This window comes from Roseibium sp. RKSG952 (assembly GCF_009711355.1).
On record NZ_SMMF01000940.1, the window covers coordinates 41,301 to 58,374 of the forward strand.

General features: G+C 60.0%; 11 protein-coding genes. 3 read left to right on the forward strand and 8 right to left on the reverse strand.

The features are described 5' to 3' along the window. The first annotated feature begins 474 nt into the window (after nt 1-474). Entirely contained in the window at nt 475-1,506 is a 1,032-nt protein-coding gene (locus E1297_RS28040; RefSeq protein WP_155144070.1) for an extracellular solute-binding protein, read from the forward strand. A gap of 70 nt (nt 1,507-1,576) precedes the next feature. Here E1297_RS28040 and E1297_RS28045 read toward each other — a convergent pair whose 3' ends face one another. The 7 genes from E1297_RS28045 to E1297_RS28075 all read right to left on the reverse strand — a co-directional run bounded on the left by E1297_RS28045 (nt 1,577) and on the right by E1297_RS28075 (nt 9,935). Further along, complete coding sequence (locus E1297_RS28045; RefSeq protein ID WP_155144072.1) at nt 1,577-3,253, reverse strand: iron ABC transporter permease; 1,677 nt, start codon at nt 3,251-3,253, stop codon at nt 1,577-1,579. A 374-nt stretch (nt 3,254-3,627) separates the two neighbouring features. Next, the gene (urtE, locus tag E1297_RS28050) at nt 3,628-4,323 is read right to left on the reverse strand and encodes an urea ABC transporter ATP-binding subunit UrtE (protein ID WP_155144074.1); all 696 of its coding nucleotides are present in this window, start codon (nt 4,321-4,323) and stop codon (nt 3,628-3,630) included. A 5-nt stretch (nt 4,324-4,328) separates the two neighbouring features. Continuing rightward, complete coding sequence (urtD, locus tag E1297_RS28055) at nt 4,329-5,075, reverse strand: urea ABC transporter ATP-binding protein UrtD (protein WP_155144076.1); 747 nt, start codon at nt 5,073-5,075, stop codon at nt 4,329-4,331. 7 nt (nt 5,076-5,082) lie between these two features. Continuing rightward, nucleotides 5,083-6,315, reverse strand: coding sequence for an urea ABC transporter permease subunit UrtC (urtC, locus tag E1297_RS28060; protein WP_155144078.1), 1,233 nt, complete (start codon nt 6,313-6,315; stop codon nt 5,083-5,085). Next, complete coding sequence (gene urtB / locus E1297_RS28065; RefSeq protein ID WP_155144080.1) at nt 6,312-7,928, reverse strand: urea ABC transporter permease subunit UrtB; 1,617 nt, start codon at nt 7,926-7,928, stop codon at nt 6,312-6,314. Before urtB ends, urtC begins: the two co-directional genes overlap by 4 nt. A 209-nt stretch (nt 7,929-8,137) precedes the next feature. Continuing rightward, a complete protein-coding gene (gene urtA, locus E1297_RS28070) occupies nt 8,138-9,424 on the reverse strand; it encodes an urea ABC transporter substrate-binding protein (RefSeq protein ID WP_155144081.1) in 1,287 nt (428 codons plus the stop codon). 214 nt (nt 9,425-9,638) lie between these two features. Beyond that, nucleotides 9,639-9,935 (reverse strand): hypothetical protein, encoded by a 297-nt coding sequence (locus tag E1297_RS28075; RefSeq protein WP_155144083.1) that lies wholly within the window; start codon nt 9,933-9,935, stop codon nt 9,639-9,641. A 327-nt stretch (nt 9,936-10,262) separates the two neighbouring features. On the opposite strand from E1297_RS28075, the gene E1297_RS28080 reads away from it, so the two are divergent. Further along, on the forward strand, nt 10,263-13,655 hold the full coding sequence (locus tag E1297_RS28080; RefSeq protein ID WP_368669708.1) for an ATP-binding protein: 3,393 nt from the start codon (nt 10,263-10,265) through the stop codon (nt 13,653-13,655). Beyond that, nucleotides 13,648-14,571, forward strand: a complete 924-nt coding sequence (locus E1297_RS28085) for a DNA-binding response regulator (protein WP_155144087.1) — start codon at nt 13,648-13,650, stop codon at nt 14,569-14,571. The genes E1297_RS28080 and E1297_RS28085 overlap by 8 nt, the downstream gene beginning before the upstream one ends. A 132-nt stretch (nt 14,572-14,703) precedes the next feature. On the opposite strand, the gene katG is transcribed toward E1297_RS28085, so the two are convergent. Then, a complete protein-coding gene (gene katG, locus E1297_RS28090; protein WP_155144089.1) occupies nt 14,704-16,926 on the reverse strand; it encodes a catalase/peroxidase HPI in 2,223 nt (740 codons plus the stop codon). Between the last annotated feature and the right edge of the window lie 148 nt (nt 16,927-17,074).

The following is a 17,074-nucleotide window of genomic DNA, read 5'->3' on the forward strand; positions in this document are numbered from 1 at the left end:
TTCACGCTCGACGCATATCCAAAACATCTTCTGCATATTGAAGCTATTGGCAACAAGCATAATATGGTCGCACGCCACAGCAGTGGCGATGACGCCATAAGGAATAGAGTGTCAAGGGCGCGGGACGCGCGCTACGCGGTCAAAGACCCTTGACACTCTATTCCTTATGACAAACTGGTCAGGAAGCCTCTCAAGGCGGAGACCGCCTTGAGAGGCGTTCCGTGAACACTTAACCTCTATCCCCCTACAGATGATAAACAGCAGAATTGCCGCGTCAGCTGCACAGACCAGCAATATGCGGAGGTCTCCCAAACCGTCTACCGGCAAGCTCCGAGAGCGAATGATAAAGGAAATACGTACACTTACGTATAAACCTGACCAAAAACCTCCGATTTCCCTTGACCTTCCTGTACGATCGTTTAGTTGAGTTGTCGGGTCATGTTTGACCGTGACAGTTTCAATCGGGAGGTGTTTATGCCGTCTTTTCGTACTCCGCTCGCATGCGCCGGTCTGGCTGCAGCGATGATGCTTGCTTCCTCGCCACTCGCACTTGCAAATGGCGAACTCAATCTCTACTCATCCCGTCACTATGACACTGATGAGCGCCTGTATTCGGACTTCGAAGAGGCAACCGGGATCAAGATCAACCGGATCGAGGGCAATGCCGACGAGCTGATCGCCCGCATGCAGGCCGAAGGCGCGAACAGCCCTGCCGACGTGCTTCTGACCGTCGATACCTCCCGTCTTGAGCGCGCAAAGGATGCCGGTGTGCTGCAGCCGATCGAATCGGATGTTCTGGCTGCCCGTCTGCCGGACTATGTCCGCGACGACAGCAATCAGTGGTACGGCTTCTCCCAGCGCGCCCGGATCATCTTCTATGACAAGAACGATGTGGCCGAGCCGCCGATGAGCTATGAAGACCTCGCGGATCCGAAATATGCAGGCCAGATCTGCATTCGTTCATCGTCGAATGTTTACACCCAGACCATCACGGCGGCATTGGTCGAACATCTTGGTGAAGAAGAAGCCCGCGACTGGGCGACGGCAGTGGTCGGCAACTTTGCCCGTGACCCGCAAGGCGGCGACACGGATCAGCTGCGTGGCATCGTTTCCGGTGAATGCGATATTGCCATGTCCAACACCTATTACTTTGCCCGTGCGATCCGCAAGCCGGTGAAGGGTGTGTCCGATGATCTCGACATGATCGGCTGGGTGTTTCCGAACCAGGATTCCTATGGCGCGCACATGAACCTGTCCGGCGGCGGTGTTGCGGCTCACGCGCCGAACAAGGACAATGCGGTCCTGTTCCTGGAGTATCTTGCGTCTGACCAGGCCCAGAAATACTTCTCTGCAGGCAATGACGAATATCCGGCAGCTCCGGGCGTCGGTATCAGCCCGTCGGTGGCTCAGCTCGGCTTCTTCAAGCCGGATGATGTCGATGCATCCGCGATTGCCGCCAACATTCCGGCAGCCCAGAAGATCCTGAACGAGGCCGGCTGGAAGTAATCGTCCTTCCGGTACGAATGCCAGACCCCTTCGCAGGTACGCTGCGGAGGGGTTTTTTATTTTGCGAGGCTCAAACGTGACTGCGGTTTGACCGGGTTCCCGGCCGTTGCCGGGCAAGGCTGCGGCATACCAGAATGACTGGCAGAATGCCGACCGCAACGATGACCAGCGACGGGACGGCCGCCCCGGCCAGCCGTTCGTCTGCCGCAAGCCGGTGCGCCTGCACCGCCAGCGTGTCGAAATTGAACGGCCGCATGATCAAGGTGGCGGGCAGTTCCTTCATCACATCCACGAATACAATCAGCATGGCGGTGAACACGCTGGGCCGCAGGATCGGCAAGTGCACGCGCCACAACATCGGTATCGGCGATTTGCCAAGCGTGCGGGCCACTCCGTCGACACTCGGCTTGATGGTGGTCAGGCCCCCTTCCAGTGTGTTGAGAGCAGCTGCCATGAAGCGGACCATATAGGCCATGACCAGAACCGTGATCGTGCCGGTAAAGATCAACCCGGTGGAGACCCCGAACCACGCCCGGGCCTGTGCATCGACCCAATTGTCGAAGAAGGCGAAGGGCACGAGAAGACCGACCGCGATCACGCCGCCCGGCACGGAATAGCCGATCCTTGCAAGATGCGCGGAGGAGGTCGACAGGCGGCTTGGGTTCAGGCGCTGGTTGAAGGCGATGAAGATGGCCGCGATCAAGGTCGCCAGCGCGCCGACACCTGCAAGCGTGATCGAGTTCTGGAGGAAGTGCAGGTAGCGGTTCGAAAACAGGTTCTGTTCGGATTCCAGTCCCATCGTCAACAGAAGGACCAACGGCAAGACAAACCCGAACAGAACGGGCGCGCCACACAGGACCACGGCTCCCAGACGTCCCCATCCGGTGAGCCGGATCGGCGGGCAGCGTTCGAACCGCTTGCCTGCGTTGTGGTTTTTGGCTTGTCCGCGCTGAATACGTTCCAGAATGGCCAGAAACAGCGCGAAAATCAGCAGGCAGAGAGCGAGCTGCGCCGCGCCGCCCCGGTCCGCCAGCGAGAACCAGCTCGTATAAATGCCTGTGGCGAAGGTCTGGATGCCGAAATAGCTGACGGTGCCGAAGTCGGCGATGGTTTCCATCACGGCCAACAGCACGCCACCGGCAATGGCAGGCCGGGCCATCGGCAGGGACACACGCCAGAATGCCCCCCAGGCATTGCGGCCCATGGAACGGGCAGCGAGGTTGGCGGTCGCAGACTCTTGCAGGAAGGCAGTGCGGGCCAGAAGATAGACATAAGGATAGAGCACCAGCGCCAGCATGATCGCGGCACCGCCCACACTTCTGACCTCGGGAAACCAGTAGTCGCGCGGGCCCCAGCCGGTCACCGCCCGCAAGGCGGTCTGCACTGCACCGGGATGGTCGAGAAAATCCGTATAGGCATAGCCCATGACATAAGCCGGAAAGGCAAAGGGCAGGGCCAGAGCAATCTCGAAGATCCGAACTCCCGGAAACCGGGTCATGGTCACGAGCCATGCGGTGCTGACGCCGATCACCGCGGTCATCACCGCGACCAGGACCATCAGCTGGAGCGTGGTGAGCGTGTATCTCAGAAGAACCGTGTCCGCGAGATGCCGTAGCGTGTCCAGAGATCCGGTGGCGGCTGCAATGGCAACGGCAATCATTGGCAGCAGACAAAGTGCTGCGGCTGCAAGCGCCCCGATTTTCAAAGGCCTGTTGGCCGTCACCGCTTTCGCGCGCCGGTCTTTCATGACGGGGCGTGCGAAACTGTCTGTTGCGTTCGCCAGAGCGTTTCCCTCGAATTGGCATTGGCACCTATGCAGTCCGGATACGGGGGTCGTCAGCCCGCATGTGTGCAAGGTGCATCAGGAAAACCGAGAATTTCCTATGCCTTACTTTCAACTTTTGGATCTCATCGCAAACCGCTGTCCGGGCGTCAAGGGAAACGGGCGTATTTGGACAGATTGCAGGGTGCTGTGAGGGGAGCCCCTTGGTATTAGTACGGTAACGTTATCCGATGCGCGAAACAGTCTTTCTCTGCTCGAAAGCGAAAGCAGCGCTCCTCCCGGCATCGGGGCATTCCAGTTGCCGGGCAGCGCGCAGTTCACTTGTCAGGAATGGGAAATTAGACTGTCAGGTGTTGCTTGACCTCTTCGGGGTCCAGCTGTGACGCATCGCCGGCCAGGACGATTTCGCCGCGATCCATCACGGCAAACCGGTCGGCAAGGTCGCGGGCAAATTCGAAATACTGCTCGACCAGAACGATGGCCATGGTGCCCTGATCGCGCAGCCACGCAATGGCCCGGCCAATATCCTTGATGATCGAGGGCTGAATGCCCTCGGTCGGTTCGTCCAGAATGAGCAGCTTCGGCCGGGTGACCAGTGCGCGGGCGATGGCGAGCTGCTGCTGCTGGCCGCCCGACAGATCGCCGCCCCGCCGCGACAGCATGTCCTTGAGCACGGGAAACAGATCGAAGATCGTGTCCGGGATCGTCCGGTCGCGCCGCTTCAAGGGCGCGAACCCGGTCTCGAGGTTTTCCTTTACACTCAGAAGCGGAAACACCTCGCGCCCCTGCGGAACAACCGCGATGCCGCGTTTGGCGCGGGCATGCGGCTTGAGACCGGAGATGTTTTCGCCGTTCCAGAGAACAGCGCCGCCGCTTACCGGATGCTGGCCGCTGATGGCGCGCAAGGTCGAGGTCTTGCCGACGCCGTTCCGGCCCATGAGGCAGGTCACCTTGCCGGTTTCGGCTGCGAGCGATACGCCCTTGAGTGCCTGGGCAGCCCCGTAGTGAAGATCGATTTTGTCGACTTGAAGCATGAAATTCACCGTCCGAGATAGACTTCGATGACGCGCGGGTCTGCGGAAACATGGTCGAGCGAGCCTTCGGCGAGCACGGATCCTTCGTGCAGAACCGTTACCTTGACGCCGAGCGCGCGCACGAAGCTCATGTCGTGTTCCACCACCACGACCGAATGGGTTTCAGCAATGTCCTTGAGCAGCTCCGCCGTTTCTTCCGTTTCCGCATCGGTCATGCCGGCGGCGGGTTCATCAACCAGCAGAAGCTTCGGGTCCTGCGCAAGCAGCATGCCGATTTCAAGCCATTGTTTCTGCCCATGGCTGAGATTGGCGGCAAGCTCGCCGCGTTTGCCGCCCAGCCTTATCAGATCAAGCAGGGCCTCGATCCGGGTCTTCTCGGCTCCGGTGATCAGGTGAAACAGGGTGTTGAACGGTCCGCGCGGCGCTTTCAACGCAAGCTCCAGATTGTCCCAGACCGTGTGGCTTTCAAAAACCGTCGGCTTCTGGAATTTCCGGCCGACACCGAGTTCGGCAATGGCGGCTTCATCTTCGGCGGTCAGGTCGATTGCCCCGTCGAAATAGACTTCGCCGGTGTCCGGGCGTGTCTTGCCGGTGATGACATCCATCATCGTGGTTTTACCGGCTCCGTTCGGGCCGATGATTGCGCGCATTTCGCCGGGGGCGATGACCATCGACAGCGCATTGAGGGCCTTGAAACCGTCGAAGGACACGGAGACGCCATCGAGATAAAGCAGGCTGGATTGACGTGACATCGTCGGGCTACTCCGCTGGCTGGGGGGAGGGGGCTTGGCTGGGCGGAGGATCTGCCCGGTCCGGCGCACGCGCGGCTGCATGCGAGCGCGGAACATCTGCGGGTTCCGGATCGACCCCGCTTTCCGCAAGTGCCGATTGCCGGCGTTTTGCAAGAGCGTTCCAGCCGCTGCCGAGGGTGCCGACAATGCCCTTGGGCAGGAACAGGGTGACACCAACAAACAGGGCGCCGAGCGCAAACAGCCAGATTTCGGGAAAAGCTCCGGTGAACCAGGTCTTGGCGAAATTCACCAGCACCGCGCCGATGACCGGACCGAACAGGGTTCCCCGGCCGCCGACCGCGACCCAGATCACCGCTTCGATGGAGTTGGCGGGGGCGAACTCACCCGGATTGATGATGCCGACCTGCGGCACGTAGAGCGCTCCGGCTATTCCGGCCATCATCGCGGACAGGGTCCAGACGAACAGCTTGTAGTGCTCGACCCGGTAGCCGAGGAAGCGCGTCCGGCTTTCCGCATCGCGCACGGCGACCAGCACCTTGCCGAGTTTTGACCGGGTGACCGCCCGGCAGATCAGGAAACAGATACCGAGCGCAATGCCGGAAGCAGCGAACAGGGCGGCGCGGGTCGTGTCGGCCTGAATGTCGAAGCCCAGTATATCCTTGAAATCGGTCAGGCCGTTGTTGCCGCCAAAGCCCATGTCATTGCGGAAAAAGGCCAGCAGCAAGGCATAGGTGAGGGCCTGGGTGATGATCGAGAGATAGACACCGGTGACACGCGAGCGGAACGCAAACCAGCCGAAGACGAAGGCGAGCGCGCCGGGCACCAGAAGCACCATCAGGGCGGCGAACCAGAACATGTCGAAGCCCTGCCAGTACCATGGCAACTGGTCCCAATTCAGGAAGACCATGAAATCGGGCAGTTCCGGATTGCCGTAAACGCCACGCGACCCGATCTGGCGCATCAGATACATGCCCATGGCATAGCCGCCGAGAGCGAAGAATGCGGCATGGCCAAGCGAAAGAATGCCGCAATAGCCCCAGACCAGATCAACCGCCAAGGCAAGCAGCGCATAGGTCAGGTACTTGCCCATGAGCGTGACAGCATAGGTCGGCACATGCAGCGGATGGCTTGACGGCAAGCCCAAATTGAGGGCGGGAACGGCAATGATCACCATCCCGAGAAGCGCCAGAAACACACCGGCGCGCCGGTCCATGGCGCGGAACAAAAAGGAAGACATCATGCGTCGACTGCCCGGCCCTTGAGGGCAAACAGGCCCCGCGGACGCTTTTGAATGAAGAGAATGATGAAGACGAGCAGGAGGATCTTGGCGAGCACCGCCCCGGCATAGGGTTCGAGGAACTTGTTTACCACACCGAGCGTCATGGCACCGACCAGCGTGCCCCAGAGATTGCCGACGCCACCGAAAACGACCACCATGAAGCTGTCGATGATGTAACTCTGGCCAAGATTGGGCGAGACATTGTCGATCTGGGACAGCGCAACACCTGCGATCCCGGCAATTCCGGAACCGAGCCCGAAGGTGAGGGCGTCGATCCAGGGGGTGCGAATGCCCATGGAGGCGGCCATGCGCCGGTTTTGGGTGACGGCGCGGGTGTAAAGCCCGAATGGCGTTTTCTTGAGCACCAGCATGAGACCGGCGAACACCAGGAGCGCGAACAGAAGGATCCACATACGGTTGTAGGTGATGGTCATCTGGCCCAATTCGAAGGCACCCGACATCCAGTCCGGATTGCCGACCTCGCGGTTGGTCGGGCCGAAGATGGAACGCACCGCCTGCTGCAGGATCAGCGAGACACCCCATGTCGCGAGCAGGGTTTCAAGCGGCCTGCCATAGAGCCAGCGAATGATGCCGCGTTCGATCCCGACCCCGACCAGACCGCTTGCCAGAAATGCGAGCGGCAGGGCGATGAACAGCGAATAGTCGAACAATCCGGGGGCGGACGTGCGGATCAGCTCCTGAACGACGAAGGTGACATAGGCGCCAATCATCACCATTTCGCCATGGGCCATGTTGATTACGCCCATGACGCCGAAGGTGATCGCGAGGCCGATGGCAGCCAGCAAGAGAACAGATCCAAGCGACAGGCCGTACCAGACATTTTGTGCCGCATCCCAGGCTGCAAGGGTCTTCTCGATCCGGGTGATGGCAGTTTCTGTGACCTGAAGCGCTGCGCCTTTGGCTTTCGCCTGAAATCCGATCAGCAGCGACAGGGCATCGCGGTTGCCCATGTTTTCAAGGGTCGAAATTGCAGACAGGATTTCCGGCTCGGGCAGATCCGAGTTCAGGACGGCTGCGGCGCGTGCCCGCTCCATGGCTTTTCGCACCCTGGCATCGCTTTCAGCCAGAAGTGCCGTATCAAGGGCGGGAATGGCGTCCGGGTCCTCCGCCTTGAAGATGGCATTGGCCGCGTCCAGCCGCACTTTCGGATCAGCCGCCATCAGGGTGAGAGAGCCAAGTGCCGACCGGATCACCCGGCGCAGGCTGTTGTTGACCCTGATTTTCGAAACTTCGCGGCGGCCCGCTTCGCCTGCGGATTGAAGTGTCAGCGGATCGATCAGGCGGTAGATCTTGCCGTCCCGGTCTCCGATGAACACCTGAGCGTCCGATTTGCGGACAAACAGGTCGCCACCGCTCAGGGCTTCAAGGGCCGGAACAACGTCCGGGTTGCCGGTGGCCGCCAGAACACCGATCTGTTTTTCAGTCTCGGCGAACTTGCCCTTTGCCAGATCGTTGACGAGTGGGCGGAGGGTCTCGGGATCCTGAGACTGTGCCATCCCGGCACCGGGCATCAGCAAGGCAAGGACAAGCAGGAGATTTCGGATCAGGGTCATCTACAAATACCGGCGATCAAGTTGCACCACATGGTTTGCGTTTTCGGAGATTTGGCCTCCTGTCCCGGCTCGGCGCTACGCTTGGCCGGGATGACTTGAAACCGGATCACGGGGTTGGCGCTCACTCTCGGGCACAAGTCAGAAAAGAGGTTCCGTGCATTCCATCCGGGGCAGGCGCGTTTCCCGCCCCGGATGGTTTGTGGACTTTTTTACGAGCCGGAGCCGCCGCATTTGCCGGTGGCGGTGTTGAAGTTGCCGCAGGACATCGGCGCCCGCCAATCGGCGATCAGGTCCTTGGAGCCTTCGAGATAGTCCGACCAGGCATCGCCCACCACCAGTCCGGAGGTTTCCCAGACGGTCTCGAACTGGCCGTCATCCTGGATTTCCCCGATCAGGACCGGCTTGGTGATGTGGTGGTTCGGCATCATGGTGGAATAGCCGCCGGTCAGGTTCGGCACGGAAACGCCGACAATCGCGTCGATCACCGCATCCGGGTCGGTGGTGCCGGCCTTTTCGACCGCTTCGACCCACATGTTGAAGCCGATGTAATGGGCTTCCATCGGGTCGTTGGTCACCCGGTCCTCATCGCCGGTGAATGCGTGCCAGGTCTCGATGAATTCTGCATTGGCGTCCGTGTCGGCGGACTGGAAATAGTTCCAGGCTGCGAGATGCCCCACAAGCGGTTCGGTGTCGAGACCGGCCAGTTCTTCTTCGCCGACAGAGAAGGCGACCACCGGAATGTCTTCGGCCTCGATACCGGCATTGCCGAGTTCCTTGTAGAAGGGAACATTGGCGTCACCGTTGATGGTCGAGACGACGGCGGTCTTCTTGCCTGCCGAGCCGAAGGTCTTGATGTCGGACACAATCGTCTGCCAGTCGGAATGACCGAACGGCGTGTAGTTGATCATGATGTCTTCTGCCGCCACACCCTTGGCCTTGAGATAGGCCTCAAGGATCTTGTTGGTGGTGCGCGGATAGATATAGTCGGTTCCGGCCAGTACCCAGCGCTCGACGCCTTCCTCGTTCATCAGGTAGTCGACAGCCGGGATCGCCTGCTGGTTCGGAGCGGCGCCGGTGTAAAAGACGTTGCGCTGGGACTCTTCACCCTCATACTGCACCGGATAAAACAGCAGGGAGTTCAGTTCCTCGAAAACGGGAAGAACGGATTTGCGCGACACGGACGTCCAGCAGCCAAAGACCGCGTCGACACCGTTCACCTCGATCAGCTCGCGCGCCTTTTCGGCAAACAGCGGCCAGTCGGAGGCCGGGTCGACCACGACTGCCTCGATCTGCTTGCCGAGAATGCCACCCTTCTTGTTCTGCTCCTCGATCAGCATCAGCATGGCGTCTTTCAACGTCGTTTCCGAAATCGCCATGGTGCCGGACAGGGAGTGCAGGATACCGACCTTGATCGTGTCTTCCTGTGCAGCTGCGCCGCCGATCATGGTGGAGGCCATCAGACCCGCCAGTGCCAGCTTCTTGAATGTGGATTTCATTGTCGTTCCCCTCTTGGAAGTGGTGCACCGGGTCCCACGCCGATGCATCGGCGGCTTCAAGACGAGCCGCGTCCAAGAGGGATCGTGCGCCAGGACTGCCGCACTGCAACATACGTCAATTGACGTAAACCATGGGGAAGGGGGGAATGAAGACACCAGACAGAATGAGCGGCCGGCCGCAAACGGCGCGCCCGGCCAACTCCTTTCAAAGAAACTACTTGAAGTTGCAAACCTCTCCGGCATTGGGGTCCGTTGAGGAGATCGATTGGGTGCAGACATCGTTTCCGGACGTCAGATTGACACTCCATGTGCCCTGTTGCTGGTCGAAACTGATTTCATAGTTGCATCCGGTAGGCACCGAACCGGCTGCAGAGCCTTTGAGGTTACAGCTCAAGCCGTTGGTGCTGGTGGTAATGGTCGATGTTCCCTGAAAATCGAACTTGACGGTATCGGCATGAGCAAATGTGGCCGCACCGGCCAGTGCGGCAGTTGCAATCAGAACCTTAAACACTGTGTTTCCTCCAAAAGTGGATTGCATACATTATGCAATCAAAAGAACACTAATGCATAATATACAATTTACAATTGAGTTATTTCGAGTGGTTAAACATCCTTAGTTGTAGTCATCTTGTTTTGCTCTTTCCTGCCGTCTTTGTTGGCGCGTCATTTGCTTGGTCCGTTGAGATCGATCAGAAAAACGTTGAAATCACGGGCGAAGGGCGGGGTAAGCGGAAAAATTGCAAAGGAAATGTGCAGCGTGCCAGAGTTTTAGTCACCTGAACGGGTGGTCCTGTAAGGACAGGTCCATCGCTCCCTGTTTGGCTTCAAGGTTTGCCCGGTGACTGCCCGTCAACGCATTTTGCCGGTGCGGCGGCAATACAATCAGTGGGTCAACAACCAGACCCTCGAAGACTACGCGCTCCGGTTCACGGCCAAGAAGGCCCGCCGGTTCTCGTCCCGCGCCATTTCACAGACAGCGATTGGCGCAATCTCCTTTCTGGCTCTGGAAGCGATTGGCGGGGCGATCACGCTGTCACATGGCACGGCCAATGCCTTTGTGGCGATTGGCGCCGGGTGTCTTGTGTTGCTGCTGGTGGGCATGCCGATTGCCAGAACGGCGATGCGGCATGGGGTCGATATTGACCTGCTCACCCGCGGGGCGGGATTTGGCTATATCGGCTCGACCATCACCTCGCTGATCTATGCGAGTTTCACCTTCCTGCTGTTTGCGATCGAAGCCTCGATCATGTCCAGCGCGCTGGAGTTCGCGTTCGGGATCCCGCTCTGGATCGGCTATATTATCAGCGCGGTTGCGGTGATCCCTCTGGTTACCCATGGCATCGCGCTGATCAGCCGCTTTCAGTTGATCACCCAGCCCTTCTGGATCGTGCTCAACATTCTGCCCTTTGTCTTTATCGCCCTGACCGACTGGCAGGCGGTTGGCACCTGGCTGTCATTTGGCGGGCTTCAGGCGGCGCCAGACGGCGGGCAGGCGCCGGGAGGTTGGGCGTCGGTCAATCTGATCAGTGCCGCCGCCGGGGCGTCGGTCATTCTGGCGCTGATGGCGCAGATCGGTGAACAGGTCGATTTCTTGCGCTTCCTGCCGGAAAACGACCTGATGCGGAAGCGGCATCGCTTTGCCCTGTTTCTGGCTGGTCCCGGCTGGGTGATCCTCGGCGCGCCAAAGCTGCTGGCCGGATCGTTTCTGGCGGTGCTGGTCTTGTCTCATGGCGTACCGGCCGAACATGCGGACGAGCCCTCACGCATGTATACGGTTGCCTTCGGTTACATGCTGCCCGGCGAGGTGTTTGCGCTCCTTTTGATGGCGGCTTTCGTGGTCGTCGCGCAACTCAAGATCAATGTGATGAATGCCTATGCCGGGTCGCTCGCCTGGTCGAATTTCTTTTCCCGGCTAACACACAGCCATCCGGGCCGGGTGGTCTGGTTGGTGTTCAATGTCGGCATCGCGCTTCTCTTGATGGAACTCGGCATCTACACGCTTCTGGAAGAAACCCTTGGCGTGTTTTCGATCATCGCAATGGCCTGGCTGTCCGCCATTTCGGCGGATCTCTTCATCAACAAGCGGATCGGCCTGTCGCCGCCGGGGATCGAATTCAAGCGGGCGCATCTTTATGATGTCAACCCGGTCGGCACGGGAGCCATGTTGCTGGCAACAGGTGTTGCACTGGCCGCCCATTTCGGCCAGTTCGGAGATGTTGCGGCGGCACTTGCAACTTTTCTCGCCATGGGAATTGCCTTTGTTGCAGCGCCTGTCATCGCGGTGGCGACCAGGGGGCGTTTCTATCTGGCCCGCAAACCCCGCAAGGGTTGGCTGGAGGCTGACAGCATAACCTGCTCGATTTGCGAAAACCCGTTCGAGCCGGAGGACATGGCCTATTGCCCGGCCTATCAGGCGCCGATCTGCTCGCTCTGCTGCTCTCTTGATGCCCGCTGCCACGATCTGTGCAAGCCCAGGGCGCGGATCGGGTCGCAGATTTCGGAACTTGCCGACCTTGTCCTGCCGCCGCATGCCTTGAAACGCTTCGACACCCGGCTCGGCCGCTATGTTCTGACTGCGGTTCTCGCGATTTCAGCCATCGGTGCGGTTCTCTGGATCATCCATGCCCAGGCGGCCCTCCGGTTTCCGGCAGAAGCCGGGCTGATCGGCCAGACCGTGTCGCTGATCTTTTTCGTGTTTGCAATCTTTGCAGGCATTGCGGTCTGGTTTCTGGTGCTGGTGCATGACACGCGTGTTGTCGCCGAAGAAGAATCGGCGCGTCAAAACGCATTGCTTCAAAAGGAAATCGATGCGCATCGGGTGACGGATGCGGCCTTGCAAAAGGCCAAGGAAGATGCCGAGGCCGCCAATCAGGCAAAGAGCCGGTATGTGATTGGCCTCGGTCATGAGTTGCGCACACCGCTCAATGCGGTGCTTGGCTACGCCCAGCTTCTGGAACGCGATCCCCGGATGCCGGAGGAGCGCAAACCGGCACTGACCACGATCCGCCGCAGCGCCGATCACCTGTCCGGCCTGATCGACGGCCTGCTTGACCTGTCGAGGATTGAGGCCGGGCGGCTTCAGGTCCATATTGGCGAGATCAACCTGCATGAGTTTCTCGACCAGATCGTCGGCATGATGCGCATGCAGGCCGAGGCCAAGGGGCTTTCCTTCCGGTTCGAGCCCGCCGCCCATTTGCCGGTTTTCGTCAAGGCGGATGAAAAACGCCTGCGCCAGATCCTCGTCAACCTGTTGTCGAATGCAATCAAGTTCACGGAAACCGGGGATGTCTGTCTCAAGGTGGACTACCGGTCCCAAGTTGCCTGTTTCAGCGTGAGCGATACCGGTCCGGGGATTGCACTTGACGAGCAGGCCAAGATTTTCGAGCCCTTTGGCCGCAGTGCGCAAGCCCGGTCACAACGAACACCGGGGCTCGGGCTGGGGCTGACCATCACCCGGTTGCTGACCGAAACACTGGGCGGCGCCATCGCGCTGTCGTCGGAACCGGGCAAGGGGAGTTGTTTTGAGGTCCGGTTGATGTTGACGGCGGTCGACCGGCCTGTACAGGTCCGCCCGGAACGCAAGATCGCCGGCTATGCAGGTCCGCAGCGCACCCTCATGGTGGTCGAGGACAACCCGGACCACCGTGCACTTGTCTGCGAAATTCTCGAGCCGCTCGGGTTTGCCGTCGTCATGGCCGAAGATGCGCAAGCGGCACTGAGGATGCGCGAGACGACCCGGCCGGATCTTTATCTGCTCGACATTCTGATGCCCGGCCTGAATGGTTGGGAACTGGCAGCAAAACTCCGCCAGTCGGGCGAAACCGCGCCGATCATCATGTTGTCGGCCAATATTGGCGACCTGTCCCTGCGGGGCTCCGGTCCGGATCTTCACAATGACACCCTGGCCAAGCCCTTCGACCTTGGGCAGCTGCGCGACAAACTGGAAAAGCACCTCAAGCTCACCTGGCTTGACGAGACCGATCTGGCGGCGGCAGATCCGATAGCCGGACCGTCCGGCGCCGCCGCACCCGCAGCCTTGTCGCGTGCGCATATCGACGAATTGCTGGATCTGGGCGAAATCGGCTATGTCCGCGGAATTGAACGGAAACTGGAGGTTCTGGGAGGGGATTCGGCAAATGGCGAGATTGTCCGCACCCTGAAAGCGCATCTCGGTCAGTTCGATTTCGACGCCTACAGGAAAACCCTCACGGAACTGGAACCCCATGACTGAAATCCTTCAGGATGTCGTGCTGGTGGTTGACGACACGCCGGAAACACTGGGGTTCGTCACACAGGCGCTCGAACAGGCCGGGGTCAGCGTCCTGGTGGCAACCAGCGGCGAAGCGGCGCTGAGGATTTGCGGACGGATCACACCGGATGTGGTGTTGATGGATGCGGTGATGCCGGGGCTCGACGGTTTTGAGACCTGCCGGAGGATCAAGGACACGCCGGGTCTCGCTCATGTGCCGGTCATGTTCATGACCGGTTTGAGCGAAACCGAACATGTGGTTCACGCGCTGGACTGCGGCGGGGTCGATTTCCTGTCAAAACCGATTGATGTCGATGAGCTGCAGGCGCGCATCCGGGTGCATCTCGCGAATGCCCGCTCGGTGCAGGCCGCAAGAGTGGCGCTGGATGCGGCGGGGCGGCACCTGATCGCTGTCTCGGTAACCGGTGCGTTCTTGTGGTCAACGCCGCAAACCCGCCAGCTTCTCGCCGCCGTGACAGATCCGGAGACCGCGTTTGCCGAATTGGCAAAGCCGCTTGCACGGGCGGTCAAGGCCGACACCGTCTCGGGCAGCCCGCAGCCCGGCCGTCCGTTGTCCATGACGATTGCGCCGGGCCACGAAGTGCAATTGACTTTCTTGGGGGCGGTCGGGGCGGATGAGTTTCTGTTCCGCTTGACGGCACAGACCCGCCCGGACGCGCCTTCTATCTTGGCGGAGCGTTTTGGGTTGACGGTTCGGGAAGCGGACGTGTTGCTCTGGATTGCCAAGGGCAAGGCCAACAAGGATATCGGCGAGATTCTCGGACTGAGCCCCAGAACCGTGAACAAGCATCTGGAACAGATCTATGTGAAGCTCGGCGTCGAAAACCGCGCCTCAGCAGCCGTCCGCGCCGCGCTGCTGTTGAACGATTTTGCCTGATTGTCTTGAAGGCTCGTTTATCGCTACGCCGTCCGCCATTCAGGCTTGTTGGGGTCGGGCGCCAGGAACATAAAAAACGGCGCTCCGGGGAAGCGAGGAGCGCCGTTTTGTGTTGCCGTCTAAGAGTCTGGCTTAGGCCAGATCGAACCGGTCAGCATTCATGACCTTGGTCCAGGCGGCAACGAAGTCCTTGACGAACTTCTCCTTGTTGTCGTTTTGGGCATAGACTTCCGACAGGGCGCGGAGTTCGGAATTGGAACCGAAGATCAGGTCGACCCGGGTTCCTGTCCACTTGACCGCACCTGTCTTGCGGTCACGGCCTTCGAACACGTCCTCCTTGTCGGAAACGGGCTTCCACGCCGTTCCCATATCAACAATGTTGACGAAGAAGTCGTTGCTCAGCGTGTCTGTCTTGCTGGTGAACACTCCGTGCTTGCTGCCGTCATGGTTGGTGCCGAGCATCCGCATGCCGCCGACCAGAACCGTCATCTCCGGTGCGGTTAGGCCCAAAAGCTGCGCCTTGTCGACCAGCATGGCTTCTGCCGTGGTGGTGTATTCGGCCCGGCGATAGTTGCGGAAGCCGTCTGCTTCCGGCTCCAGAGGCGCAAAGGAGTCGGCATCGGTTTGCGCTTCCGTTGCATCCGTACGGCCCGGCGTGAACGGAACCGTGATGGCATGGCCGCCATTCTTGGCCGCCTGTTCGACCGCAGCCGATCCGCCGAGAACGATCAGATCCGCCAGCGAGATCTTTTTGCCGCCGGAAGCGGACGCATTGAAGTCCTTCTGGATGCTTTCGAGTTTGGCAAGAACCTTTGCAAGCTGGGCCGGGTTGTTGACCTCCCAGTCCTTCTGGGGCGCCAGACGGATCCGGGCGCCATTGGCACCGCCGCGTTTGTCGGAACCGCGGAACGAGGACGCCGAGGCCCAGGCGGTGGTGACCAGTTCCGGCAGGCTCAGTCCCGATGCCATCAGCTTGGCCTTCAGGTCCGCAATGTCCTTGCCGTCCACCAGTTCATGGTCGACGGCCGGTACCGGGTCTTGCCAGATCAGGTCTTCAGCCGGAACCTCGGGGCCGAGATAGAGCGCCTTCGGCCCCATGTCGCGGTGCGTGAGCTTGAACCAGGCGCGGGCGAAGGCGTCGGCAAACTCTTCCGGGTTGGCATGGAAGCGGCGGGAGATCTTTTCGTAGGCCGGGTCCATCCGCATGGCCATGTCGGCCGTGGTCATCATGATCGGCACCTTTTTGGCCGGATCTTCCGGATCCGGTGCCATCTGGTCTTCGGTCGGGTTCTTCGGTGTCCACTGCCATGCACCGGCCGGGCTCTTGACCAGTTCCCACTCACATCCGAACAGAACATCGAAATAGCTCATGTCCCACGTGGTCGGAGTCGGGGTCCAGGCCCCTTCCAGGCCGGAGGTGATGGCATCGCGCCCCTTGCCGCTGCCATAGCTGCTGATCCAGCCAAGCCCCATGTCTTCCATGGGGGCCGCTTCCGGGTCGGGTCCAACATGCGACGGATCTCCGGCGCCGTGGGTCTTGCCGAACGTGTGGCCACCGGCAACCAGAGCGACGGTTTCCTCGTCGTTCATTGCCATGCGGGCGAAGGTTTCCCGCACATCGCGGCCGGAGGCGAGCGGGTCCGGATTTCCGTCCGGGCCTTCCGGGTTCACATAGATGAGGCCCATCTGGACTGCCGCGAGCGGGTTTTCCAGATCACGGTCGCCGGTGTAGCGGCTGTTGGCCTTGTCGCTGGTTGCCAGCCACTCGGTTTCCGAGCCCCAGTAGATGTCTTCTTCCGGCTGCCAGATGTCGGCTCGTCCACCCCCGAAGCCAAAGGTCTTGAAGCCCATGGACTCCATGGCAACATTGCCCGCGAGAATATAAAGGTCGCCCCAGGAGAGCTTGTTGCCGTATTTCTGCTTGATCGGCCAGAGCAGACGGCGGGCCTTGTCGAGGTTGCCGTTGTCAGGCCAGCTGTTGAGCGGTGCAAAGCGCTGGTTGCCGGTGGATGCGCCACCGCGGCCGTCCGCGACACGGTAAGTGCCGGCGCTGTGCCAGGCCATGCGGATGAACAGGCCGCCATAGTGGCCATAGTCTGCCGGCCACCAGTCCTGACTGTCGGTCATCAGAGCTGTCAGGTCGGCCTTGACGGCTTTCAGGTCGAGCTTCTTGAATTCTTCGGCATAATTGAAACCGGAATCCATCGGATCAACCAGCGCAGAGTGCTGGCGCAGGATGTTCAGGTTCAGCCGGTTGGGCCACCAGTCGCGGTTGGAGCGAGATCCGAACATGGCTGCCAGGGGTTTGCCATGGATCACCGGGCATTTCCCGGCCTTATTGTCAAGTGCGTCCATAATCCTCTCCGATCGTCGTTTGACGTCTCTAGAATTCCAGAAAGGGTGAATGTCTCGGGTTTTGGCGATGCCACCCTTTATGTAGGCACGCTAGCAAACACTTCCCATCAGAGGAATTTGTAATTTCTGATTATTGAGATAAGATAAT

What these genes read in the sequence shown, in the direction of transcription:
- E1297_RS28040 (WP_155144070.1), top strand. Translation starts at nt 475, where the DNA reads ATGCCGTCTTTTCGTACTCCGCTCGCATGCGCCGGTCTGGCTGCAGCG.
- E1297_RS28045 (WP_155144072.1), bottom strand. Translation starts at nt 3,253, where the DNA reads ATGAAAGACCGGCGCGCGAAAGCGGTGACGGCCAACAGGCCTTTGAAA.
- urtE (WP_155144074.1), bottom strand. Translation starts at nt 4,323, where the DNA reads ATGCTTCAAGTCGACAAAATCGATCTTCACTACGGGGCTGCCCAGGCA.
- urtD (WP_155144076.1), bottom strand. Translation starts at nt 5,075, where the DNA reads ATGTCACGTCAATCCAGCCTGCTTTATCTCGATGGCGTCTCCGTGTCC.
- urtC (WP_155144078.1), bottom strand. Translation starts at nt 6,315, where the DNA reads ATGATGTCTTCCTTTTTGTTCCGCGCCATGGACCGGCGCGCCGGTGTG.
- urtB (WP_155144080.1), bottom strand. Translation starts at nt 7,928, where the DNA reads ATGACCCTGATCCGAAATCTCCTGCTTGTCCTTGCCTTGCTGATGCCC.
- urtA (WP_155144081.1), bottom strand. Translation starts at nt 9,424, where the DNA reads ATGAAATCCACATTCAAGAAGCTGGCACTGGCGGGTCTGATGGCCTCC.
- E1297_RS28085 (WP_155144087.1), top strand. Translation starts at nt 13,648, where the DNA reads ATGACTGAAATCCTTCAGGATGTCGTGCTGGTGGTTGACGACACGCCG.
- katG (WP_155144089.1), bottom strand. Translation starts at nt 16,926, where the DNA reads ATGGACGCACTTGACAATAAGGCCGGGAAATGCCCGGTGATCCATGGC.